A 21968-nucleotide genomic window follows, 5' to 3' on the forward strand; every position below is an offset into this window, starting at 1 on the left:
TTTACCAGCGACGGGATCGGTACTTCAGCCGATACCGGGCGATTTCCGGAATGTCTTCATCCACGAATCCCCAACTTTTCCGAATGCCGATAGAGAATCCCCAGCTTTGCGGATAAACGTCACCGAAATCAGCGGCTCCGCTAGCCAGTAGTTCGGAGCCTTTCAGAAACCACGCCGGTTTTCGTAATTCCAGGAGTAGACTGACTTGTTGCTTTGCCCGTGCGTACAGGGACTCGGGCGTTCCGTTGGAGTGAAGGTAGGTAAATCGACCGTTGAAGGTATATCCTTGCCCGAGTGAACCATCAAGGCCCAGGTGTACCGCTGAGAGCAGATTGTCTTTAGTGAAAAATCCTTCATCCGTACGAGCCGGGGCCATGAGTGGCGTACCCAGGGTTCGTCCGCGATAGGACCAGCCCTGTTGGTACTGTCGATGGTTAAAGTAGTTCTCTTCCCAGATGGGACCTTTGCCAAAAGGCGAACCTTTCCGTCCCTGGTTTTGGGTTTACAGAACTTCTACCACGAGCTTACGGATGACGGGAGTGTCGGTACCATCGGTGGTGATACTGATTCCCGTAAGTCCATCCCGCCAGTTGGCTAAATGCAGCAGCGATGGCATTTCGTACGGCTGTTGGCGGTAAAAAAGGAAGCGATGCCCGTCCGTTTGAAGCTGAAGGGCAGCATCGACGGAGCCTACATGATTCCCTACCCGTTCACGAAAATCATACCGATTGTAGCCGGTCTTTTTCCCTCGCCCAGCCGTTACCACGTTCCAGAAAGCGGATGCGTCTTTGGGAAGGGAGCCGTCGGGTTGAAAATACTCCGTTTGCGTGGGTGAAGGGTCCGTACGCAGACTGGGAGCATAACCTCCCCACTGTACCTGATGATTGATGCCGAAGAAAGCTTGAAAAGAAGCGGTACCCTAATCGCGCATAGAACGTTTTCTGATGTAAGTACGTCCGGCGTACAAAAGCAGTTCGGTCGTCGAGCCAGCCGTGTGCCCAGATGGCCTGAAAAGCCAGTCGATCATTTAGTAGAGGCGTCCAGTTAGGAAAGCCAATCTGTACCTTAGGTACGGGCATCGCATTACCGGACCAACTGTACGGACCTACACCCAGGGTAGAATCAGCCAGTCCGAACGTTTCTTTCCGTTTTCCGGTGTACAATTCCAGAGCACTCCAGTGGGATTTGAGGTACAGTTAAGGCAGGAGAACCTGATTGGTGGCTCCGGCAATTGTGGTCAGGTTAGCACCGTATCCCCAGTCCCAAGGCTTTCGTTGCAGATAAGGCCGGGTTTTACTGGGTCGTTGGTAATCCGCTGCGATTGAAAAGCTGGCCTGTACCACCGGACCTTGTGTAGGAATGGTACCGTACTGACGAGCCTGCATCCAGAAAAGCAGGTTTCCACCCGCCAAGAGTTGAAGCCTTGTTTTGGATGTAGAAGAAGGCCATTGGTCCACCTAGTATACAGGACCAATGACCTTCTTCAATGCTTTTAAACCATCTAGTGTAGTTCGAGCGTAATGCGTTTTTCCTCGGGTTCCGTACCCGGTTCCAGCGATTGGGCAATTACGTGGCCGCGACCCGTGTACGTAACTTTATAGCCTCGGTTTTCGAGCACATACAACGCATCTCGCAGGCTCATCCCTTTCAGGTTAGGTACCCGTTGCGTACTACCCCGAGGTACTTCATCCCAGCCACTAGCCGAAGTTTTAACGTTGAAACTCTTGGCAATGGATTGCAAATCCTGGGGATGGGAACTGGCTAATTCATCCTGCCATTCGTTGCTATGCTGGGCTTTGCCGCGTAAGGTGCGGTGCATATTCAAATCCAGAGCGTGTACCTTATCCGCAATTTCCCGGAATACCGGAGCCGCTGCCGTGCCGCCGTACGCCGATTGTCCCGTCAGCGGATTATGCGGCTCATCCAGTGATACCAGAATGGTGTACTGCGGTTTTTCCACCGGGAAATAACCAATGAACGATGAGTAATAGTTGTTCGTTTTCAGTTTCCCGTTGAACTTCTTGGACGTACCCGTTTTTCCCGCAATTCGATAGTTGGGATTACGAATGCTACGAGCCGTTCCGTGAGCGTCTTCGAGTACATCCGTGAGCATTTTCTGCACAATCTTGAGGGTCTTCTCCGAACAAATCGGCTTCGAATCCCGACGCTGGGTCTGCGTGAAATCTTTCTCGACCAGATCGCCGCGTTTGGCCGTTTTTACAATGATGGGCTGAATCCAATATCCATTATTAGCCACAGCATTGTAGAACGACAGCATCTGCAAGGCCGACAACCGCATTTCCTCCCCAATAGACATGGTTGGTAGCGTTTTCTTGCTGTACAGACGGTGCGTAGTCCGGTGGAATTCGGGTAATTCATTACCACGGCTCACTTCTACCTGAAAGCCCAGTTTGTCGGCCAGGTGAAACTGTTCGAGGTAATCGATGAATTTATCCGGTTTGCTGGCGAAATGCTGAACGAGTACTTTCGCCATCCCCACGTTCGAGGAGCGAATAAACGCATCATGAATGGAAATGACGCCGTAACCTGAGTTGTTGGAATCGTGCAGGTGCAGATAGCGGCCGCCCGTTGTATTGACTAGATCGTTGGGCGAAATGTTGGTTTCTTCAAATACGGCCATCATCGTGGCCAGCTTGAAAGTCGAACCCGGAGCAATCCGGAAGTTCACCGCAAAGTTCTGATCATCCACGTACGTACTGTCTTTCACGTGGTGCAGGTTGGCAATGGCCTTGATTTCACCCGTTCGGGTTTCCATGACAATCGCTACGCCGTACTTGGCTTTGTACTGCTTCACGGCTTTCAGTAAAGCAGCTTCCGTAACATCCTGCATGTTGATGTTCAGGGTGGTATGCAAATCCAGGCCGGGTACGGGATGGTGCTCTTCGGATTCGTTGAGGGGTCGCCAGCTGCCGCGAAGGTTCTCGAACCAGCCGTGTCCTTCCTGACCCACCAGTAGTCGGTTAAAGCTCTTTTCGATGCCCGTTGATCCTCGCATGACGGCCACGGCCGAGCCGTTGGGGTCTTTTACCAGGGAGTCGTCGGTTTTTCCCAGAATACGCGAAGCCGTGTTTCGGAAGGGTTTTTCGCGATTGGGTACCAGCTCAAAGTTCAAGCCCGTAGCGAAAAGCTTAACGCGGTGCAGGGGCTGCCATTTAAACCGGAATTTTCGTCGGTTCAGGGCTTTATCTTCGGCCCGTTCTTCGGGCGTAGCTTTGCGAATACTCGCCCACTGGGTTTGTTCAAAAAACCATTTCTTCTTCTCGTACGCGATGGGCCGGGGACTAATCGAAAGGTATCGGGGTTCGATCTTCCACAGGGCCGTATCGGTCTGGGCCTGGTTATAGGCCATCACTTCCAGCAGTCGGCTACGAGCGGTGAGGATGCGTTTGCGAAGGGTGGAAGCCGGTTCACCGAGCATACTACTCAGGTGAATGGTAAGCGAATCCAGATTTTTATAGAAGTGAGCCGAATCGGCGGAATGTCGAACGGTTACGCTCAAATCAATGCCCACCCGGTACTCGGGTACGGAGGTGACGAGTAAACTTCCATCGTCCGAGAAAATGTTACCACGGGTGGCCGGAATGATGCGGTAACGCGTATTTTCTGCCCGACTTTTCCATTCGGGGCCTTCTACCTGCTGCACGTAAACGATACGGGCCGCAATGGCAATACTAAACACCAATAGCCCCGCCGAGACGATCACACTGCGGAAAAAAATCCGGCGTTTTAAATTCAATGCTTCAGCCATGGAATGAAGGATGCGTTAGATAGGTCCGATGATTGCGTACTGAAATCGAGAAAAATTATTCGGGTTGAACGGGCTTTTTCGTGGGTAAAACGACTTTGACGGGCGGTTGTTCATTGCGATAATCACGCAGGCCCATGGGCGTTACTTTCTGCACGATCCGCGACTGCCGCGATTCCTGCATGAGCTTGGATTTTTCAAACGCCAGTTCGGCGTTGAGTTCACTGATTTCCCGACGCGTACGGTCCGTATCCCGAATGAGCGATTCGCCGTGCAGTACCCAGGCTACGTAACTAATCATCAATACCACGACCAGACCTGCGTTGAGCAGCTTCTGATTGGCATTGGCCGGGCCCGCCCACTGACTCACCCGGAGCAGTTTAAAAATGGGCTCTAAGAAATGCGAGCGTTTACTTTTCTCCGAAGACATACCTCCAACAATCGGGGTTCAAAATCTGGTAAATAGCTTTTCTGACGGGATTTATTGCAGTTCATTCGGCTCGGCAATGCGTAATTTGGCACTGCGGGCCCGGGGGTTCAGAGCTAGTTCTTCCTCGCTGGCTTCAATGGGCTTGCGGGTAACGGAGCGGAGCGGCTTGAGTTCGTTACCGTAGAGGTCTTTCTCGGCTTCACCCTGAAATTTACCCGCCCGAATGAAGTTTTTCACCAGCCGGTCTTCAAGGGAATGATAGCTCATCACGACTAGCCGTCCACCAGGAGCGAGTACTTCGGGTACCTGTTCGAGGAATTCTTCGAGTACCTTCATTTCTTCGTTCACTTCAATTCGGATGGCCTGGAAAACCTGGGCGAAATACTTAAATTCTTTCCCGCGGGGGGCGTACTTCTGTAATACGGATTTTAAATCCTGTACAGTTTCGATGGTCTGATTCTGACGGGCCGCGAAAACCGCGTTGGCCAGCGTACGGGCATTTTTGATTTCCCCGTACAAGCCAAATATTTTATGAAGCTGAGCTTCGTCGTAGTCGTTGATGACCTCCTTGGCCGAAAACTCTGCCTGCGGATTCATTCGCATATCCAGCGGACCGTCGAAGCGGGTTGAGAAGCCCCGTTCGGGTACGTCGATTTGGTGGGAGGAAATCCCCAGATCGGCCAGAATGCCGTCCACCTGACGAACCCCGTGTACGCGGAGGAATTTTTTAAGATATCGGAAATTAGCGTCAATGAACGTGAACCGCTTATCGTTGATGTGACGGGCCTCGGCCTTGGCGTCGGGATCCTGATCGAAACTATAGAGCCGTCCCGTAGGCCCCAGCTGCTGTAAAATGGCTCGCGAATGGCCTCCACCCCCAAAGGTCACATCTACATACGTGCCTTCCGGCCGCAGGTGAAGCCCTTCAAGACACTGGCTGAGCATAACGGGCTGATGGTAGTCGGGCGTAGGTTGTGAAGGCATGTACTGACGAAATGCTGTAAACGAAATGAATGTAAAATACGTCTGATATAAACCCGGAGAAGAGCGAATCTTCCCTGAAAAAGTAAAAATTCTTTAAAAATAAGGCTTAGGTTCTTGTGATGGAACTTTCCTTTGTACTTTATGCCTTTTGCTAAAGATTTTACGGGCGGAGTATTGAGTTACAAGATTAACAAAATTTACAATTGTAAATCAAAGCCTTGTTAAATCAATTTTCCCGAAGACGTGTTAAAAGGATTTAAATCGCTGATAATCAATCTTCCCTCATGAAAAAAATCTTCTTACTGGGCTTAGGACTTTGGGGCACGCTAAATGGCTTTGCTCAGACGCCGGTAAAAAAAGGAATTTGGCGGGCTGAAATCTTTAATAAAGGTGGAGCCTTGCCGTTCGGTCTACAAATCGAGCCCGCTGGAAAAGCGAATACGTATTCCGTGTGGGCCATCAACGGCAAAGAGCGTCTGAAAATGGACGAGTCGACCTTGCAGGGCGATTCGCTGCATATTCCGATGGATTTGTTCGATGCCGAACTAGTTGGAAAAGTATCCGGAAATCAGTTGACGGGCGTTTACAAGAAAAAACGCGGTAAGCAAACCCTCACGATTCCGTTCCGGGCCGAGTACGGGAAAACCTACCGCTTTGCGACTCAGCCCCAATCGACGCAGTGGAAAATTGCTGGTAAATACGCCACCACTTTTGGCGAGAGTTCAAAAGCCGTCGGCATCTTCGAACAATCGGGTAGCCGGGTAGCCGCCACGTTTTTAACGCCTACCGGGGATTATCGGTATCTCGACGGCGATATTATCGGCGATAGTCTGTTTTTGTCGGCTTACGACGGTTCGCATCTGATGCTTTTCAAGGCCAAACTGGAAAAAGATAAAATTGCAGGTCAATTATTTAGCGGTCCGAGTGGACAAACGCCTTTCGTATCAGTGAAAGATGAAACGGCGTCCTTACCCGACGAAAAATCGCTGACCTTTCTGAAGCCGGGCTTCGACAAGGTATCTTTTAGCTTCCCCGAAGCAAAAACGGGTAAACCACTGACGCTCGACGATCCACGTTTCAAGGGCAAAGTGGTGATACTGCAGATCATGGGCTCGTGGTGCCCGAATTGCATGGATGAAACGAACTTCATTGTACCCTGGTACAACAAAAATAAAAAACGCGGGGTTGAGGTAATAGGCCTTTCCTACGAACGAAGCGGCGAGTTTCAGGTAGCTCAGCCTAAACTGATTCGTATGATTGACCGCTTTAAAATTCCCTATCCGGTGGTACTGGCCGGGGTAGCGGATCAGACGGCTTCCGCCAGCTTACCGATGCTCAACAAAATCATGGGTTACCCCACAACGATTTATATCGATAAAACGGGCAAAGTTCGGGAAATTCATACTGGCTTCTCGGGTCCGGGTACGGGTAAATATTACGATCAGTATGTCGAAGATTTTAACCGTTTGATGGATAAACTGTTGGCTGAATAGTCCGAACGATTCGGTCTGAAAAGCGTCGCTGAACTCAGATAGTTCAGCGACGCTTTTTTTATGATTTTAGACATTTATTCGTGCAAATAACCCCAGCGGATCAATTCATCGGGGTGTTGAATCAGGTAGGTTCGCTGGTTGGCAAGCAGGTATAGCGAATCGCTGATGGAGGTGATCGAGCGGTATCGATGATCCGTCAGAATAATGCCTTTTCGCGTTTTTTCCTGTTGAAGTAGTTCATGGAGCCGTTCAACCGCCACGGGTGAAAGAAAGGAAAAGGGCTCATCCAACAGGACAAAAGAGACGGGTCGGAAGAGCACTAAAAGGGTTTCGATTAACCTTCGTTCGCCACCCGAAACCTGATCCATGCGTTGGGAAGACAAAGGTTTTAATTCAGGCATGAGATTCTGTAATGCCTGAATATTAGTATCGTATAAATCAAATACGGTTTTTACCCGGAAGGCGTCCGGTACAAAGGCCTTTTGGGGTAAGTAGGCCGCCAGGCCTTTTACGGAAAGTAACTCAGGTACCCACTCGCCATTCACCCGAACCGACTTAAATTCAGCGGGAATAGCCCCAAAAATGGCTTGTAAAAAGCTACTCTTTCCGTTCCCGTTTCGGCCTAGTAAACCGGTAATCTTTCCGGTTTCTGCATGAATAAAACCTCCGCTGATCACTATTCGTTGCTGAAACTGAATTCGCACACTGTCGGCCGCTAAATGCTGAGTCATAACCAGAAAGAAGTGAATTGAAGGAGCAGGAGAAAACCCGTAAAGTCAATCAATAGTAAGGCGAGCAGAATCTCCCATTCGTGCAGATTCAGATTGTACAGAAAGAAGAAGTGGTGCCGATACGTGTGACGGTATAAGAGCAAACTCAAACTCCCCAAAAGTAATTTTAGGAAGCAAAGCACACCCCATTCATGCGTAGGGCTAAAAGCCATTAGCCCGCACAAGCCCAAGGAGATAGCGACGGGAAACCCCGCCAGTTGCGTGTAAAAAAGAAAAAGAGCCTGTAGTTTCTTTCGCATGCGGAAAACTACAGGCTCTTTCGAAAACTTGCGAATGTCTTAACAAACATTAGGAGTATTCATACACGTATGGCGTCGTCGGTAGTATGTATGAACGGACGTAAGCGGAATTACAACCTATAGTATGGACCGTTACTACAAATGTTTTACAGGGAGTATGTTTTATGGCTTTTTGAAGAAATTCCATCAAAAATTTACAACAGAGCAGCGGGAATGAAGGTTGTAAGTATAGATGGATTAATGATACACGTATCCGTTTTAGTTAACTATTGACTACTTCCATAAACCTTTTTATAAGATGCTATCAAATTTAAGACTTCCCGTATGGACAATGTTAAGCCCGGTTGTTGCCTGGGCTCTTTATTTTGGAGAAACGTTGGGATTTGGATTATGGTATGATTTGTTACTAGCTGTGGCTCTGATTAGTACGGTTTTAGCGGCTGTTCAACACGCCGAGGTCATTGCCCATCGCGTGGGCGAACCGGCGGGAACACTCGTGTTGGCTGTAGCGATCACCATTATTGAAGTGGGATTGATTGTGTCGCTTATGATTGCCGGCGGCTCGGACTCGGGGGCATTGGCGAGAGACACGGTTTTTGCCGCGATCATGATTATTCTAACCGGAATCGTTGGGTTATGTCTGTTGGTAGGCGGGGTTAAGTATCAGGAACAACAGTTTGGCCGCTATGGGGTTAGTACGGCACTTGTTACGTTATCGGCCATTTCGATCTTAACTCTGGTTTTACCCAATTTCACCATCAGTATTCCAGGCCCCTTTTATAATAATAGCCAGCTGATGTTCGTAGCGGTTATTTCGCTGGTGTTATACGGTACATTTGTGCTGGTACAAACGGTGCGACATCGGGGGTATTTTCTGCCGGAAGACGTAGAACATATGGTAGAAGAACCCGTGGAAGAACCTTCCGGAGCTACGGCTCTGGCTAGCGTTGTACTGCTATTGGCTTGTTTGGCTGCGGTTGTTTTCATTGCGAAATTACTAGCCCCTACCATTGAGCAAGGCGTGGTTCACCTGGGAGCCCCCGAATCCGTTGTTGGGGTGATCGTCGCTTCCATTATTCTGTTGCCGGAAGGGCTAGCTGCGTATCGGGCCGCCCGAAGAAATAAGTTACAAACGAGCCTGAACCTGGCCCTGGGGTCCGCATTAGCCAGTATCGGTCTGACGATTCCTGCCGTTGCCATCGTGGCCATGAGTACGGGTTTGACGATTACGCTGGGGATTGACATGAAATCAACCGTACTACTTATCCTGGCCCTTTTTACGGTCACCTTATCCTTCGGAACGGGGCGTACGACCATCATGCAGGGGGTGGTTTTACTGGTTCTTTTCGCTGTCTATCTGTTTACGACGATTGTGCCCTGAGAAAGATTAAAGCAGTACTCAGTTTAGTAATATGATTAAAAACAAATAGGCCCGCGACGAAATCGCGGGCCTATTTGCTTGTCAGACTTCAACCATTCATGAATGGTAGCACCATTCAATTAATGCGAATGCCCATGCTCACTGTTATTCATCACCGAGAGCAAATCATACGCCCCTTTCACTACAATGGTATTCGGTTTAACGGCCTCCGGTAGTTTTACTTCCACGAAGCCATTTTGTGTCAGTCCGGTTTGAATTTCCAGACGTTTAAAAGGATAATGCGTACCGCCTTCTTCTTTGTGGGTTCCCTCGGAAACGAAGATGTACTGCTTATCACCGGAACGAACGACTGCCGATTCGGGTAGGGTAGCCACCTCCGTACTGCCGCCCGAAATCTGAGCCGTCAGGTACGTGCCGGGTACCAGTTCGCGGCTGGTCTGATCCAGTTTGCAAAGGACTTTCACGGCTCGCTCCGGCGTAATTTCCCGACCAATCAGTAAGACCGTCGCCGTTCGCGGGCTGGTTTCGTGTCCGAGTTGTAGCTGCACTTTCTGTCCCGTACGAAGTTTGGAAAGATCCTTTTCGAAAACCGTCAGTTCGGCCTGCACGAAACGCGTATCCGCTAGTTCGGCCAGCATTTCGTTGGCTTGTACAGCCTTTCCCGTATTCACGTTCACGTGGGTCACGTAACCGCTGGAAGAAGCCCGTACCGCAATGCGATTCTGAATACCTTTGCTCACCGCTGCGGGCGTCAGTTGCAGCAAACTTAACTTCTGACGAAGTCCCTGCAAACGGGCTTGTAAACCCTGTAATTCAGCACTGCTTCGTTGAAATGTCTTTGCTGCCGAAACGTTTTCCCGGCTCAGTTCGGACTGCCGCTGGTTTTCTTTTTCAGTATAAGCCAGCTGACTTTGAGCTTCCAAGTACTCTTGTTGCAGGGTGATAAATTCCGGATTTTCCAGTGTTAGCAGCACTTCGCCTTTGTTGACCCATTTTCCGGGAAGCAGCGTCGTACTGCGAACAATGCCGCCGTAGGGAAACGAAATACTGATCTGCTGTTGCGGCGGCATGGACAGTACACCCGTTACCTGAATGGTACCGGCAATCGCTTTTTGTTGTACCGAACCCAGCGTAATCTGGGCGGCTTTGTACTGCGTTTCGGTCAGCTCGGCTTCTTCGGCCTCGTGACCTTCTTCTTCATCGTGGTGATGATCGTGGTCGCCGTGATCATGGCCCTCGTGATCGTCATGGCCGGCCTCGCCATGTTCGTGGGAATGACCCGCGTGTTCCGTTTCGGAAGTTTTTTTCTGACAGCTACCAAGGTATAATCCCAGGGTCAGCAACAGGAGAAAACGATAGGATTTCATAAGTGAATGCGTTTGAAAAGCGGGCTACCAGAGAGCCGCTGTATTATTTAATGCCCAGGACGAGTTCGAGCCGAAGGACGTTTTGATTGTACTCCTGAATGGTCTGGATGTAGCCGATTCGCAGATCGTTTGCGGTACTGATGCCCTGCAAATACTCGACGTAACCCATTTCACCCGCCTGAAAGCCCCGGTTTACCTGGCGAATGATTTCCTCGGCCTGGGGTAAGGCAGCTTCGGTATAGTAATCCAGCGTTTGCTGAAGTTTCTGAATTTCCTGCCCCAGGGACGCCAGTTCGCCCTGAATATTCTTCTGTTGCTGATCGAACTGCTGTTGCTGGGCCTGCGTACTGAGTTCAGCCGCGGCCACCCGCGAACGGTACGCCTTGCCAAACAGCGGGAAACTAATGCCCACCTGAGCGGCGTGAAACCGATTGGCACTCGATGCCGCATCCGTGGTGGGTGCTCCTAGCTTTACGGCTCCAATCAGGCTTTGATTGGTATAGGCCAGCGAAAAATCCGGCAAACGATTGGCCCGTTGCAGCTTGCGTTCGGCTTCGGCCAGCCTGATTTGTTGTGTATACCAGGCAAGTACGGGGTTATTTGTGATCTGAGTGGTATCGGGCAAGTTCTTGGGAGCAAACGTCGCTGCTTCAATCGTGACGGGCTGATCGGCAAAAAGCAGCGTCTGTAAGCGGCGACTGGCAATCCGGATGTCGGCTTCGTTCTGGGTTCGCTGGGTCTGTACCTGACGTAACCGCGTCTGGGCAATCGTCGATTCAAGCGAACCAGCTTCCCCCGTCCGTAAGCGAACCTGAGACGCACGCAGAAAATTGGCGTACAGCGAATCCTGCGTTTGCAAGTACTTCCGCAGTTCCAGCAGGTAGGACAATTCGTACCAGGAAGACTTGACTTGATATGCCAGTTCGTTTTCCGAAACCAGCGTCTGAGCTTCCGCCGTTCGGGTCTGATTTTCCAGCACCGAAGCACGAGCCCGGAATACCGCCGGGTTGGGTATGGTTTGACTGATGGAGACGTTCTGATCGAATTTGTAGCTGTTATACTGTCCGAGCAGAGCCGTAACCTCGGTTTTGGGCATTTCGCGGGCCGTTTGCTGGAGCGTTTGCCGGGCCTTTACTTCCAGTCGGGAGGCCGCCAGGGAGCGATTGTTTTGCAGGGCCGTTTGTACGGCCTGTTGTGGACTCAATGGGGTCTGGGCTTGACTCAGCAGCGGCGTAGCAAAAAGGAGCAGGAGTGCCGCTAGCCCCTTTGTTTTCGGTCGAAAACCTTTTTCCAGATACATATACAAAATGGGAATGACAAAAAGCGTAAGCAGCGTGGAAGTAATCAATCCACCGATGACGACCGTAGCCAGGGGTTTCTGTACTTCGCCCCCCGCACCCGTCGAAAGGGCCATGGGGAGGAAGCCGAGCGAGGCAACCGTAGCCGTCATCAGAATGGGGCGTAGCCGGGTATTCGTACCCTGAAGAATCACTTCAGTCAAGTCTTCAATACCGGATTTTCGCAGGTAGTTAAATTCCCCAATCAGTACGATGCCATTCAGTACCGCCACGCCAAACAGAGCAATGAAACCCACACCCGCCGAAATACTGAAGGGCATATCCCGCAGGACCAGAGCGAAAATGCCCCCAATGGCCGCCATCGGAATAGCCGTAAAAATCAGTAAAGACTGGCGGATGGACTGAAACGTAAAGTATAGCAACGTGAGAATGAGACCCAGGGCGACGGGTACGGCGATGGACAGACGACCCGTGGCTTTTTGCAGATTTTCGAACTGCCCGCCGTAAGTGACGTAATAGCCCGTTGGGAATTTGACCTGCTGTTCGATTTTCGCCTGCAACTCCTCCACGACGCTTCGAACGTCCCGACCTCGGACGTTAAAACCAATGGTAATCCGGCGTTTGGCGTCTTCCCGCTGAATCTGATTAGGTCCCAGTTGCAGGGAAACATCCGCGACCTGTTGTAGAGGAATGTGATTACCGCTGGCTGCCGTTACGAACAGATTCTGGACGTCTTCAATGCGTTGCCGGTTTTCGGGAGCGAAGCGTACGACCAGTTCAAAGCGTTTTTCGCCTTCGTACACCAGTCCGGCCGATTCGCCCGCGAAGGCCATACTCACCGCCTGATTGACGGTAGCAATGTCCAGGCCAAACTTGGCGAGTTTATCCCGGTCGATACGGACGATGATCTGCGGTAAGCCGGAAATTTTTTCCTGATACAAATCCTTCGCTCCATCGACGCTCCGGACCAGACCCACCACCTGTTGTTGCAGGCGGGCCAGTTCGTCCAGGTTTTCACCGAAGATTTTGACACCCACATCCTGCCGCACGCCGGAAATCAATTCGTTGGATCGGAACTGAATGGGTTGGGAGATACCGAAGTTCACACCGGGAATGTCTTCCAGAGCTTCCGTCATCTGGTTGGCAAGGTCTTCACGGGTGCGGGCGGAGGTCCATTCTTCCTTGGGTTTAAGCTTAATTGTTAAATCACAGGCTTCCATCGGCATGGGATCGGTAGGGATTTCGGCCGCTCCGATTTTTCCAATGACCTGCGTGACTTCCGGAAAACGTTTCATCAATAAATCCGAAGCCTGCGTAACCTTATCGACGGTTTGAGTGATTGAACTGCCCGTGAGTAACATGGTTTCAGCTACGAAATCGCCTTCTTCCAGGATGGGAATGAATTCGCCCCCCAGTCGCGTAAACGTCCAGATTGAGACGGCAAATACGCTTAGAGATACGAGTAATACGGCAATCCGATGACGTAACGCTCCGCGAATCAGCGGGGTATATTTTCGGTGGAAGAAGGCCATCAGTCGGTCGGAAAGCGAAGGCTTATGCGTAATGTTCTTACTGAGCAGCAAGGCCGTCATCATGGGTACGTAGGTCAGCGAAAGCAGAAAAGCACCCAGAATGGCAAAGCTTACGACCTGAGCCATGGGTTTGAACATCTTGCCTTCAATGCCCGAAAGCGTCCAGAGGGGCAGGTACACGATCAGGATGATGATTTCCCCAAAAGCCGCCGAACTCCGGATTTTACGAGCCGATTCGTACACTTCTTCATCCATTTCGGCCTGTGTCAGTCGGCCGGGCTTACGCAAGCCAAAATGGTGCAACGTGGCTTCCACGATGATGACCGAGCCATCGACAATCAGTCCGAAATCAATGGCTCCGAGGCTCATCAAATTGCCCGATACGCCGAGCCATTTCATCAGTGAAAAGGCAAAAAGCATGGACAGGGGAATCACCGAAGCTGTGATGAGGCCCGCCCGCCAGTTACCCAGAAACAGAACCAGTACGAAAATGACGATGAGGGCTCCCTCGACTAGGTTTTGGGTGACGGTACCAATGGCTCGTTCAACGAGTTCACTGCGTACCAGAAAAGGATCGATGACTACGCCTTCGGGTAAGGTTTTCTGAATCTGCTCGACCCGTTTTTCGACTCGCTTTACGACCTCGTTCGAGTTTTCGCCTTTTAACATCATCACCAAACCACCTACGGCTTCTCCTTCGCCATTTCGAGTCAGTGCCCCGTACCGATTGGCGTAACCGAAACGTACCTGAGCCACGTCACGAATGAGAATGGGTGTACCGGCAGTAGTATTCCTGACGACGATCTTTTCAATATCTTCCAGCGTACCTACCAAGCCTTCCGACCGGATGAAAAGAGCCGTAGGTTTTTTATCGATATACGCCCCACCGGAGTTCTGGTTATTCTTTTCCAGAGCCGTGAAAATGTCGCTGATACTGAGGTTGTAACTGCGAAGTTTTTCGGGCTGAACCGCCACTTCGTACTGCTTTAGAAATCCGCCCCAGCTGTTGACTTCCGCAACGCCGGGTGTACCCAGCAGTTGCCGCCGTACGTACCAGTCCTGAATACTCCGCAGACTCATGGCGTCGTACTGCTTTTCGTAACCTTTCTTGGCGTGAAGGGTATACTGGTAAATTTCGCCGAGTCCGGTTGAGATGGGCGAAAGTTCCGGGTTGCCTACGTTTTCCGGAATCAGAGTTTTGGCCTCGGTAAGACGTTCACTTACCTGCTGTCGGGCCCAGTACAGGTCCGTTTCTTCGTGAAAAACAACCGTAACTACGGACAAACCAAAGCGGGAAATGGAGCGTACTTCCTCAATTTCCGGAATACTGGCCATAGTTTGTTCAATGGGAAAGGTAATGAGCCGTTCGACTTCGGGAGCCGCCAGCGAAGGCGTCAGGGTAATGATCTGCACCTGATTATTGGTAATGTCGGGAACGGCATCGATGGGCAAGCGACTCAGGGAGTACGAACCCCAGCCAATCAGAGCCAGAATGACCACACCCACAATGAGTTTATGGTCAATCGAAAACCGAATGATTTTATCCAGCATGGAAAGAAAATACTAAAGATGAACGGTAGAATGGGAGAAAAGAGGGGAGCAAGTACCGTACGCCTACCGAAGCATTCTTGATACCAAGCGACGTATGCGTGCGGAAAAATCATCCATTTCCTAGAAAAAACGGATCGTATGGACACACTGCTCCCGGCTTAGGCCTGCAGGGGCGGTTGCCAGATCGAAAACGCGTAGCCTTGCGGCTGGGCGAGGATGTACCAGAACGAAGGTTTGTCTGGCGAAAGGGAAAGGGAGGTACGGGTAAACTCGGGTACGGTCAGGAGCGTAGCTACAAAGCCACCGGTACAATGGCAGACGCAAAAGGGCGAACACAGGGCGTGTTCGTGCGAATCTTCATCGTGATCCTGCGTCTGTATACTTACTTGCGTCGTTGTTGAGGCGGTACGTACATGGTGATGCTCGGTACAAGGAGATACCGAAAGAATCAACGTGTACAAAGCCAGAAACAACGCAAGGATTCGCATGCGGCAAAGATAAAGAATGGCTGAGGGAATATGTTCTTTGGGGGAGATGAATTTTGTGCCGGAGGGCGGGGAGTTGATAGATACTAGTGGTTGGTTGATAGTTAGTGGGATCTCGGTTTTAAAATACAAAGAGCTGGTAACGCAACCGTTGCCAGCTCTTGGGTTTGCTTACGAAGCTATCCTTATTCAATCACCACGCGTTTCACGGTGCCGTCTTCTCCTTGGGTAACCGTTACGAAGAAGGTGCCTTTTTCAGCTTTTTTCGTCAGCGTGATCTGACCTACAAAATCGCCCTCAAAATCTTTCACTACTTCTTTGGCTACTTCCCGGCCCTTTACGTCCGTGACCAGAATCGTTACGTCACCTTTAGCCGGAGACGTAAAACGTAAATTCAGGGTCTGATTGAAGGGCCGATTCGGGTATACGCTCAGGCTGCGTACGGTGCTGGACGAACTGCCCCCTTCCCAGGTCAGTACCTGCGGAGCCAGGTTCAGCTGTCGCTTCAATTGCGGAGCCCGGTACCGGAATTCGTTGCCGAACTTCTCCCCAAAATCTTTACCCCAGCGTTCCATATCGCGGCCAAAGCGTTCCATTTCCTGATCGAATTTCTGCCACTCACCCCGGGCGAGTGGCTCGTCGTCACGATACGTGCGGGGAGCTTTGGGAGCCTTGGGTGGTTTAGGGGTACGGAAAGTCTGGACTTGATAGTCGCCCTTCTCCAATCGATTCAATACGTCGGCTTCGTCACCAATGATGATTCGGGTACGGCCGCCCGGAGATTGAATACTATTGAGCGAATCAACGAATCGATCGAGTTGTTCTTGGGTGTCAAACGTGCGGTCAATCTGATGACCGTAATTCCCATTCGACCGTTCGTAATGAAGCCGAAGTTTTTCTTTTTCTTTCTTGGAAGTACTTTTTTCCTGAGCGAAAGTCGTGCCCGCGGATACAAGGATCACAGCAACAAGTAAGGATGGCAAACGCATAAACGAGTTGGTTTGGTTTCGTGAGCTAAGGACAGTTGAAGCGGAAGCAATGTTGCACGATCGGGCATGATTTGTTGGGACAAATGAGCCGGAGACTTGTTAAAAATGCTTAAACTGATAACTTTGGCATCTTCCGGGGAAGAATCTGGATCATACCTTCGTTAAACAGTCAGCATAAAACAGGTAGAGAGACCCGCGAAAAGTAAAAATGACGCAACAAAAAATCCGTTGGTTGGTGGCTTTAATGTCGCTGGCTCTTATTGGGCTGGTGGTATTTCAGGTATTTGGGATTCGGGAAACGCTGAATGCCAAGGCCGATCAGTTTGACGGGACCGTAACCGAGGCCATGGATGCCGTGGTTCATAAACTGGAAAAAGTGGAGGTAACCGTGTTGACCAATCGCCAGTTGGCCGCCGAACGCCGCAAGGAGCAGCTACAGCATCTGGCGATCCCGCAGAAAACCGTAAAAACGCCTCAAGTTGTAAAGAATAAAAAACAGCTCTCGCCGAGCAAGCCCGTCACTACTGCGGATCCGGCAACCATTACCCGCAAGTATGCTTCCCAAACGCCCCTTGTGCAGCAATGGGAATTTTACGGTCGGGTAACGGCTCCGTCCGATGTACTGGGTCGTCCGAGTGGTCAACTGACGGAAGCGGAAATGCATTATATCGGTGAGTATTACCGCAATGATGGTCCAAACAATACGGCCGACCGTTCACGGGAAGAATTAGAGAAACGGTACGATGAAACCATGTTTCGCAACCTCCGCCGGGATGTAGAAACGGCCAAGCTTCGGAAAGACTCGGTCAGTCGTTTTCTGTCGAGTCGCGTAACGGGTTCGAAAAACAAAAATACGGCGACGAAACCAGCGAAGACGAAACCTCGAACCGTGGTGGTCAAAGAACCCAAAGGGTCCCTGCGGCGGGTAGATAGTAGTAAATCGCGTCCGCTGACGGAGTACGAGAAAGCCGAACAGAAATCAAGAGTGATGCGGGAGGTATTCCTGGATTTGCTCACGAATGATCGTCCGCTGACGCAACGGGTGGATATGACTATACTGGACTCGTTGCTGAAGTATGAATTCCAGTTACGGGGCATCGATCTGCCATTTGAATATGGTTTGCGTTCGGATGACAATCCACACGATTTTGTCTTCACCTCTTCGCCGGGGTACCGCGAAGATCGTCTGCTGGCGGGGTACAGTATGCAGCTCTTCCCTTCGGATTTACTGGCGACGGACAATATGCTGTTTGTCTATTTCCCGGAACGCCAAAGTTATCTGGCCGAGCAGGTCTGGACGACGCTGATTAGTTCCGTAATTCTGATTTTGGTGATGGGTGTGTGTTTCTATGTGGCCATGAGTACGATTGTTCGACAGAAAAAGCTTTCGGACATGAAAAATGACTTCATCAACAACATGACCCACGAGTTTAAAACACCCGTATCCACCATTTCGCTAGCTACTCAAATGCTGGAAGATGATGCCGTAGCTGCTTCGCCGACCATGTTGAAACGGTACTTAGGCATTATTCGGGATGAAAACCAGCGGCTGGGCTCACAGGTAGAAAAAGTCTTGCAGGCCGCCCGTTTTGATCGGGGAGAGGTGAAGATGAACCGTGAACAAACGGATATGCACGAGCTGATCGAAACCGTTGTCCACAGCCTAAGTCCGCAGGTAGAAGCTCGTAACGGTATCCTAGAGACGCATTTACAGGCCAATCCTTCGATCATTACGGGGGATGAAGTACATTTAACCAACCTGATTTTTAACTTGCTGGATAATGCCATCAAGTACTCAGGCGAAACTACGGATGTCAGCATTCGTACCGAAAACGTCACCGGTGCCTTGAAGATCACGGTCAGTGACAAAGGCATTGGCATGAACAAAGAGGCTTTACGGCATATTTTCGAGCAATTTTACCGGGTTCCAACCGGAAACGTGCACGATGTGAAGGGCTTCGGATTGGGCCTGAGTTACGTAAAGAAAATTGTCGACGAACATAAAGGTAGCATCAAAGTAGACAGCACGCCGGGCAAGGGGAGTACCTTTGAAATAACCCTTCCGTATGTCTAACCGACGCTCCGATTTTTAGCATTGAACGTAAAGAGCAACAGAAATGAAAATCTTACTCGCCGAAGACGATCCGAATTTAGGAACGTTATTACAGGAATATTTAACCTTGAAAGGATACCCGGCCGACCTGGCCCGCGACGGCGATGAAGCCCTCAATCAGTTTGTGAAGCAGTCGTATGATCTGTGCATTTTCGATGTCATGATGCCCAAGAAAGACGGCTTTACGCTGGCCAAGGAAGTTCGTCAGGCCAATGCGGATATTCCCATTATTTTTCTGACGGCCAAAGCCATGAAGGAAGATACCCTGCAAGGTTTCCGACTCGGTGGGGATGATTATCTGACTAAGCCTTTCAATATGGAAGAACTGGTGGCCCGGATGGAGGCCATTCTGCGGCGGAGTCAGCGAAATGAACAAAAAGAACAGAAGTCAAACCGCCTTTTTCAAATCGGTACTCTAACGTTCGATGCTGAACGGCAAACGCTCACCCACGGCGACGATGTGCAGAAACTAACCAGCCGCGAAGCCGAGCTACTGAAAATTTTCTGTCAGCACCTGGGCCAGCCACTCAGCCGTAGTTACATTCTGAAAGCCATCTGGGGGGACGACAGCTACTTCAACGCCCGCAGCATGGACGTGTATCTGACTAAAATCCGGAAGTACTTGCGGTCCGACGAACGGATTCAACTCATCAATCTCCACGGAGAAGGATTTAAGATGATTGTGGATTAACCGATTAATTGTATCAATTATAGCCCGAAGGTTCTAACACTTTCGGGCCATTTTGTTTGAAGATGATTACGCTGGTCGAATTATGAATCCGGACTAGCGACGTACGAACCCCAACGGGGTTCAATTTCACTAGCCTGGGGTTTTACTCCAGGATTCTTTCGGATGTGTAAGCCGTAACCATGAAACAGTGTTCCCGTTTAACCCACGGAATCCGTTACTTTCCCCCGCTGCCGAAACACCAGCGATCCGCCCCACATCCCTACGCCACTGGCCAGTAATCCGTACACAATCGGGTTCGTAACTGTATTTAGGTACGCAGCCAGCATCCAGCTAAGCAGCCCCAGACTCATGGAGAGTAGACAACCTGCGAGTGAAGCCCGTTTCCAGTATAGTCCCGCCGTCATGGGAATAAACAGCGATACCAGACTAAAGGCCGAAGATTCGCTGACCAGCTCAAATACATCCTGTTGTTCCAGGGCCATCCAAACTGCCGCCGCGGTGACGCCCAGTACGGAAAGCCGAATGGATAGTAGAAGTTGCTGATCGGTTAGCTTTGGAAAAAAAGGACGAATCAGGTTTTCACCTACCACCGCCGCCGGGGCCAGAATTGCCCCCGACGTGGTACTAAGCAGGGCCGAAATCAAAGCTCCAAAAAACAGAATCTGAACGGCCAGCGGAGCGTGCTGGAGTACCATGTTGGGAAGAATCAACTGCGGATCACCCTGCAACAGTTCGGGATGGAGTCGTACAGCCATCAACGCAATGAGCAGTGGAAAAAACGCCACCGTCCAGTATAGAAACCCGGCTGTGACGGCGGATTTTACGGCCGTATTGGCATCTTTTGCTGCCATCACCCGCTGAAATACATCCTGCTGGGGAATTGACCCCAAACCAATTGTAATCCAGGCAATGACGTACTCGGTGGATTCGTGCCAGGAAAAGCGGTGCGGAATAACGCGAAAGAACCCATCGGGTTGCCGGGCGAATAGGGTACTCACGCTATCAGTTTCCATCCATAAAATGACCAGCAGAATGACCAGTCCGGCGATCAGGATGATATTATGCAGAAAATCAGTAATGGATACCGACCACATCCCACCTGTCAGCGTATATACCATGACAAGGCCCGCTCCGGCCCAGATACCCGTGGACATGGGTACGTCAAAAACGGTTTGTCCGATGATACTCATGGAAACCAGCTGGGCGGCAATCCAGCCGAAATAGGAGGGAACAATCAATAAAGCCGAGAGTAGTTCGGCGGACTTTCCGTACCGTAGCCCGAAAAAATCGCAGAAGGTAATGATGTTCCAGCGGTAAAAGATCCGGGCGTAAAATAGTCCGACTAACACCAGACACAAGCCCGCTCCAAACGGATCTTCGATCACGCCCAGAAAGCCTTCCCGTACAAAACGTCCCGGTGCTCCCATCATCGTTTCCGACCCGAACCAGGTGGCAAACGTCACCATCGAAGCCAGGGCAAAATTGAGTTTTCGTCCGGCCAACACAAAGTCTTCCGTATTCTTCACCCGTCGCGACGCCCAGAGGCCAACCCCCAGATTTAGGAGTAGATACACAACGATGGCAGCGATGAGCATACGAACTTGGTTAAGAATTGAAGGGATAAAAATACGCGGATACCCGGAAAATCACGCCGGAGAAGTAGAATTTATAGGATTATATGAAAATATGTTCATATATTTGATCGATCATTCAAGACTTCGTATGACGATCACTGAAAAAAATCAGAGTAAGGAGAAACTCGAAAAAGCGGCATTCATTCTAAAGACTGTCGCTCACCCGACCCGACTCGCCATTATCGATTTACTCGGCACCCAGGAACGGATGAGTGTAAACGAGCTGGCCCGTGTGCTGGAATGTGAGCAGTCGTTGCTTTCGCACCACTTAATCAATATGAAGTTGAAAGGCATTTTACGGGCCGAGCAGGAAGGACAGAATCGCTATTATTCGTTAAAAGAACGGGACGTACTCAAGCTGATTGCCTGCATTGAGAACTGCGAATGCCGCATGTAGTATGGAGATTATAGGTTTTGGTTTAGCTGTACTCATTGGCTTATTACTCAGTTTGTTAGGCGGTGGCGGTTCGATTCTGACGGTACCCGTGCTGGTCTACATTTTTAAGCTGCCTCCTTCGATTGCTACGGCCTATAGTTTGCTCATTGTCGGTTCAGCTTCGCTGCTGGGCTCGGTTGATTACCTGCGGCGAGGGCTCGCCAGCCCCAGAACGGCGGTGTTTTTCTCGTTTCCATCGTTTATGATGGTGTTTATTTCTCGGAAATACCTCGTTCCGGCCCTGCCCGAAGTCGTGATAGAAAGCAATGGCTGGGTGGTAACGAAAAGTACACTGATGATGCTGCTCTTTGCGGTACTGATGGTGTTATCGGCACAGTCGATGATTCGCGGACGGAGGGAGCGGGTCGATACGGGTGAAGAAATCCGAAAGCGGCTAAATTATCCACTCATCTTCGTCGAAGGACTGCTGGTGGGTACGCTTACGGGGTTCGTGGGCGTCGGGGGTGGTTTTCTGATCATTCCGGTACTGGCCAACTTCGTACGACTGCCGATGAAGCTTGCCGTAGGTACTTCCCTGATGATCATTGCCATTAATTCTTGTATTGGATTTCTGGGTGATCTGGGTCAACATACCATGGATTGGAAATTTCTTGGGGAATTTACCAGTCTGACTTTACTGGGTGTGGTGGTGGGTACGGGGCTTTCCCGACGCATTCCCGGCCAGGTACTCAAGCCGGCTTTTGGCTGGTTTACCTTACTGATGGGAACGGGTATTCTGTTAAAAGAGTTAGTGTTCTAAACCCGGACTTTCGAAACAATTTAGTATA

Annotated in this window: 19 protein-coding genes; 6 read left to right on the top strand and 13 right to left on the bottom strand. The window is 50.5% G+C overall.

Going from position 1 to position 21968, the window contains the following annotated elements; translation table 11 throughout:
* Position 1: 1 nt before the first annotated feature.
* The 6 genes from C5O19_RS02975 to rsmH form a co-directional block, all read right to left on the bottom strand.
* Positions 2 to 376 (bottom strand): hypothetical protein, encoded by a 375-nt coding sequence (locus C5O19_RS02975; protein WP_104709839.1) that lies wholly within the window; start codon positions 374 to 376, stop codon positions 2 to 4.
* A 343-nt stretch (positions 377 to 719) separates the two neighbouring features.
* Positions 720 to 1163 carry a hypothetical protein gene (locus tag C5O19_RS02980; protein ID WP_108724056.1) on the bottom strand — a complete coding sequence of 148 codons (444 nt, stop codon included), beginning with the start codon at positions 1161 to 1163 and terminating at the stop codon, positions 720 to 722.
* A gap of 33 nt (positions 1164 to 1196) precedes the next feature.
* Positions 1197 to 1412: a hypothetical protein gene (locus C5O19_RS02985; RefSeq protein WP_104709841.1), complete on the bottom strand. Its 216-nt coding sequence runs from the start codon at positions 1410 to 1412 to the stop codon at positions 1197 to 1199.
* 89 nt (positions 1413 to 1501) lie between these two features.
* Positions 1502 to 3769: a penicillin-binding protein gene (locus C5O19_RS02990; RefSeq protein ID WP_104709842.1), complete on the bottom strand. Its 2268-nt coding sequence runs from the start codon at positions 3767 to 3769 to the stop codon at positions 1502 to 1504.
* A gap of 55 nt (positions 3770 to 3824) precedes the next feature.
* Complete coding sequence (locus C5O19_RS02995) at positions 3825 to 4196, bottom strand: FtsL-like putative cell division protein (RefSeq protein WP_102201153.1); 372 nt, start codon at positions 4194 to 4196, stop codon at positions 3825 to 3827.
* A 51-nt stretch (positions 4197 to 4247) separates the two neighbouring features.
* Positions 4248 to 5180, bottom strand: a complete 933-nt coding sequence (gene rsmH / locus C5O19_RS03000) for a 16S rRNA (cytosine(1402)-N(4))-methyltransferase RsmH (protein WP_243406313.1) — start codon at positions 5178 to 5180, stop codon at positions 4248 to 4250.
* A 284-nt stretch (positions 5181 to 5464) separates the two neighbouring features.
* On the opposite strand from rsmH, the gene C5O19_RS03005 reads away from it, so the two are divergent.
* Positions 5465 to 6673, top strand: coding sequence for a peroxiredoxin family protein (locus tag C5O19_RS03005; protein WP_104709844.1), 1209 nt, complete (start codon positions 5465 to 5467; stop codon positions 6671 to 6673).
* A gap of 74 nt (positions 6674 to 6747) precedes the next feature.
* On the opposite strand, the gene C5O19_RS03010 is transcribed toward C5O19_RS03005, so the two are convergent.
* Together C5O19_RS03010 and C5O19_RS03015 are read right to left on the bottom strand one after the other, a co-directional pair.
* Positions 6748 to 7404 carry an ATP-binding cassette domain-containing protein gene (locus tag C5O19_RS03010; protein ID WP_104709845.1) on the bottom strand — a complete coding sequence of 219 codons (657 nt, stop codon included), beginning with the start codon at positions 7402 to 7404 and terminating at the stop codon, positions 6748 to 6750.
* Positions 7401 to 7703, bottom strand: coding sequence for a hypothetical protein (locus C5O19_RS03015; RefSeq protein WP_104709846.1), 303 nt, complete (start codon positions 7701 to 7703; stop codon positions 7401 to 7403). The genes C5O19_RS03010 and C5O19_RS03015 overlap by 4 nt, the downstream gene beginning before the upstream one ends.
* Before the next feature lie 298 nt (positions 7704 to 8001).
* On the opposite strand from C5O19_RS03015, the gene C5O19_RS03020 reads away from it, so the two are divergent.
* On the top strand, positions 8002 to 9084 hold the full coding sequence (locus C5O19_RS03020) for a calcium:proton antiporter (protein WP_104709847.1): 1083 nt from the start codon (positions 8002 to 8004) through the stop codon (positions 9082 to 9084).
* Between the two features lie 119 nt (positions 9085 to 9203).
* Here C5O19_RS03020 and C5O19_RS03025 read toward each other — a convergent pair whose 3' ends face one another.
* The 4 genes from C5O19_RS03025 to C5O19_RS03040 form a co-directional block, all read right to left on the bottom strand.
* A complete protein-coding gene (locus C5O19_RS03025) occupies positions 9204 to 10451 on the bottom strand; it encodes an efflux RND transporter periplasmic adaptor subunit (RefSeq protein WP_104709848.1) in 1248 nt (415 codons plus the stop codon).
* A 43-nt stretch (positions 10452 to 10494) separates the two neighbouring features.
* Positions 10495 to 14832 carry a CusA/CzcA family heavy metal efflux RND transporter gene (locus C5O19_RS03030; protein WP_104709849.1) on the bottom strand — a complete coding sequence of 1446 codons (4338 nt, stop codon included), beginning with the start codon at positions 14830 to 14832 and terminating at the stop codon, positions 10495 to 10497.
* Between the two features lie 158 nt (positions 14833 to 14990).
* A complete protein-coding gene (locus C5O19_RS03035) occupies positions 14991 to 15320 on the bottom strand; it encodes a DUF6660 family protein (RefSeq protein WP_104709850.1) in 330 nt (109 codons plus the stop codon).
* Between the two features lie 182 nt (positions 15321 to 15502).
* Positions 15503 to 16306 (bottom strand): T9SS type A sorting domain-containing protein, encoded by an 804-nt coding sequence (locus C5O19_RS03040; RefSeq protein WP_104709851.1) that lies wholly within the window; start codon positions 16304 to 16306, stop codon positions 15503 to 15505.
* Between the two features lie 208 nt (positions 16307 to 16514).
* On the opposite strand from C5O19_RS03040, the gene C5O19_RS03045 reads away from it, so the two are divergent.
* Together C5O19_RS03045 and C5O19_RS03050 are read left to right on the top strand one after the other, a co-directional pair.
* On the top strand, positions 16515 to 18380 hold the full coding sequence (locus tag C5O19_RS03045) for a sensor histidine kinase (RefSeq protein ID WP_104709852.1): 1866 nt from the start codon (positions 16515 to 16517) through the stop codon (positions 18378 to 18380).
* A 43-nt stretch (positions 18381 to 18423) separates the two neighbouring features.
* Positions 18424 to 19110, top strand: coding sequence for a response regulator transcription factor (locus C5O19_RS03050; RefSeq protein WP_094814091.1), 687 nt, complete (start codon positions 18424 to 18426; stop codon positions 19108 to 19110).
* 197 nt (positions 19111 to 19307) lie between these two features.
* On the opposite strand, the gene C5O19_RS03055 is transcribed toward C5O19_RS03050, so the two are convergent.
* Positions 19308 to 20705 carry a sodium:solute symporter family protein gene (locus C5O19_RS03055; RefSeq protein ID WP_104709853.1) on the bottom strand — a complete coding sequence of 466 codons (1398 nt, stop codon included), beginning with the start codon at positions 20703 to 20705 and terminating at the stop codon, positions 19308 to 19310.
* Positions 20706 to 20832: 127 nt separating this feature from the next.
* On the opposite strand from C5O19_RS03055, the gene C5O19_RS03060 reads away from it, so the two are divergent.
* Both C5O19_RS03060 and C5O19_RS03065 read left to right on the top strand, forming a co-directional pair.
* Positions 20833 to 21141, top strand: a complete 309-nt coding sequence (locus C5O19_RS03060) for an ArsR/SmtB family transcription factor (protein WP_102201142.1) — start codon at positions 20833 to 20835, stop codon at positions 21139 to 21141.
* Position 21142: 1 nt separating this feature from the next.
* Positions 21143 to 21940, top strand: coding sequence for a sulfite exporter TauE/SafE family protein (locus C5O19_RS03065; protein ID WP_104709854.1), 798 nt, complete (start codon positions 21143 to 21145; stop codon positions 21938 to 21940).
* The last annotated feature ends 28 nt before the right edge of the window (positions 21941 to 21968 follow it).

The organism is Siphonobacter curvatus, from assembly GCF_002943425.1.
Classification (GTDB): Bacteria; Bacteroidota; Bacteroidia; order Cytophagales; family Spirosomataceae; genus Siphonobacter; species Siphonobacter curvatus.

Excerpts from the sequence above, each read along its gene's own strand:
- C5O19_RS03040 (WP_104709851.1), bottom strand. The coding sequence starts at position 16,306 with ATGCGTTTGCCATCCTTACTTGTTGCTGTGATCCTTGTATCCGCGGGC.
- C5O19_RS03020 (WP_104709847.1), top strand. The coding sequence starts at position 8,002 with ATGCTATCAAATTTAAGACTTCCCGTATGGACAATGTTAAGCCCGGTT.
- C5O19_RS03065 (WP_104709854.1), top strand. The coding sequence starts at position 21,143 with ATGGAGATTATAGGTTTTGGTTTAGCTGTACTCATTGGCTTATTACTC.
- C5O19_RS03060 (WP_102201142.1), top strand. The coding sequence starts at position 20,833 with ATGACGATCACTGAAAAAAATCAGAGTAAGGAGAAACTCGAAAAAGCG.
- C5O19_RS03005 (WP_104709844.1), top strand. The coding sequence starts at position 5,465 with ATGAAAAAAATCTTCTTACTGGGCTTAGGACTTTGGGGCACGCTAAAT.
- C5O19_RS03045 (WP_104709852.1), top strand. The coding sequence starts at position 16,515 with ATGACGCAACAAAAAATCCGTTGGTTGGTGGCTTTAATGTCGCTGGCT.
- C5O19_RS03055 (WP_104709853.1), bottom strand. The coding sequence starts at position 20,705 with ATGCTCATCGCTGCCATCGTTGTGTATCTACTCCTAAATCTGGGGGTT.
- C5O19_RS03035 (WP_104709850.1), bottom strand. The coding sequence starts at position 15,320 with ATGCGAATCCTTGCGTTGTTTCTGGCTTTGTACACGTTGATTCTTTCG.
- C5O19_RS03030 (WP_104709849.1), bottom strand. The coding sequence starts at position 14,832 with ATGCTGGATAAAATCATTCGGTTTTCGATTGACCATAAACTCATTGTG.
- C5O19_RS02990 (WP_104709842.1), bottom strand. The coding sequence starts at position 3,769 with ATGGCTGAAGCATTGAATTTAAAACGCCGGATTTTTTTCCGCAGTGTG.
- C5O19_RS03015 (WP_104709846.1), bottom strand. The coding sequence starts at position 7,703 with ATGCGAAAGAAACTACAGGCTCTTTTTCTTTTTTACACGCAACTGGCG.
- C5O19_RS02995 (WP_102201153.1), bottom strand. The coding sequence starts at position 4,196 with ATGTCTTCGGAGAAAAGTAAACGCTCGCATTTCTTAGAGCCCATTTTT.
- C5O19_RS02975 (WP_104709839.1), bottom strand. The coding sequence starts at position 376 with ATGGCCCCGGCTCGTACGGATGAAGGATTTTTCACTAAAGACAATCTG.
- C5O19_RS03025 (WP_104709848.1), bottom strand. The coding sequence starts at position 10,451 with ATGAAATCCTATCGTTTTCTCCTGTTGCTGACCCTGGGATTATACCTT.
- rsmH (WP_243406313.1), bottom strand. The coding sequence starts at position 5,180 with ATGCCTTCACAACCTACGCCCGACTACCATCAGCCCGTTATGCTCAGC.
- C5O19_RS03010 (WP_104709845.1), bottom strand. The coding sequence starts at position 7,404 with ATGACTCAGCATTTAGCGGCCGACAGTGTGCGAATTCAGTTTCAGCAA.
- C5O19_RS03050 (WP_094814091.1), top strand. The coding sequence starts at position 18,424 with ATGAAAATCTTACTCGCCGAAGACGATCCGAATTTAGGAACGTTATTA.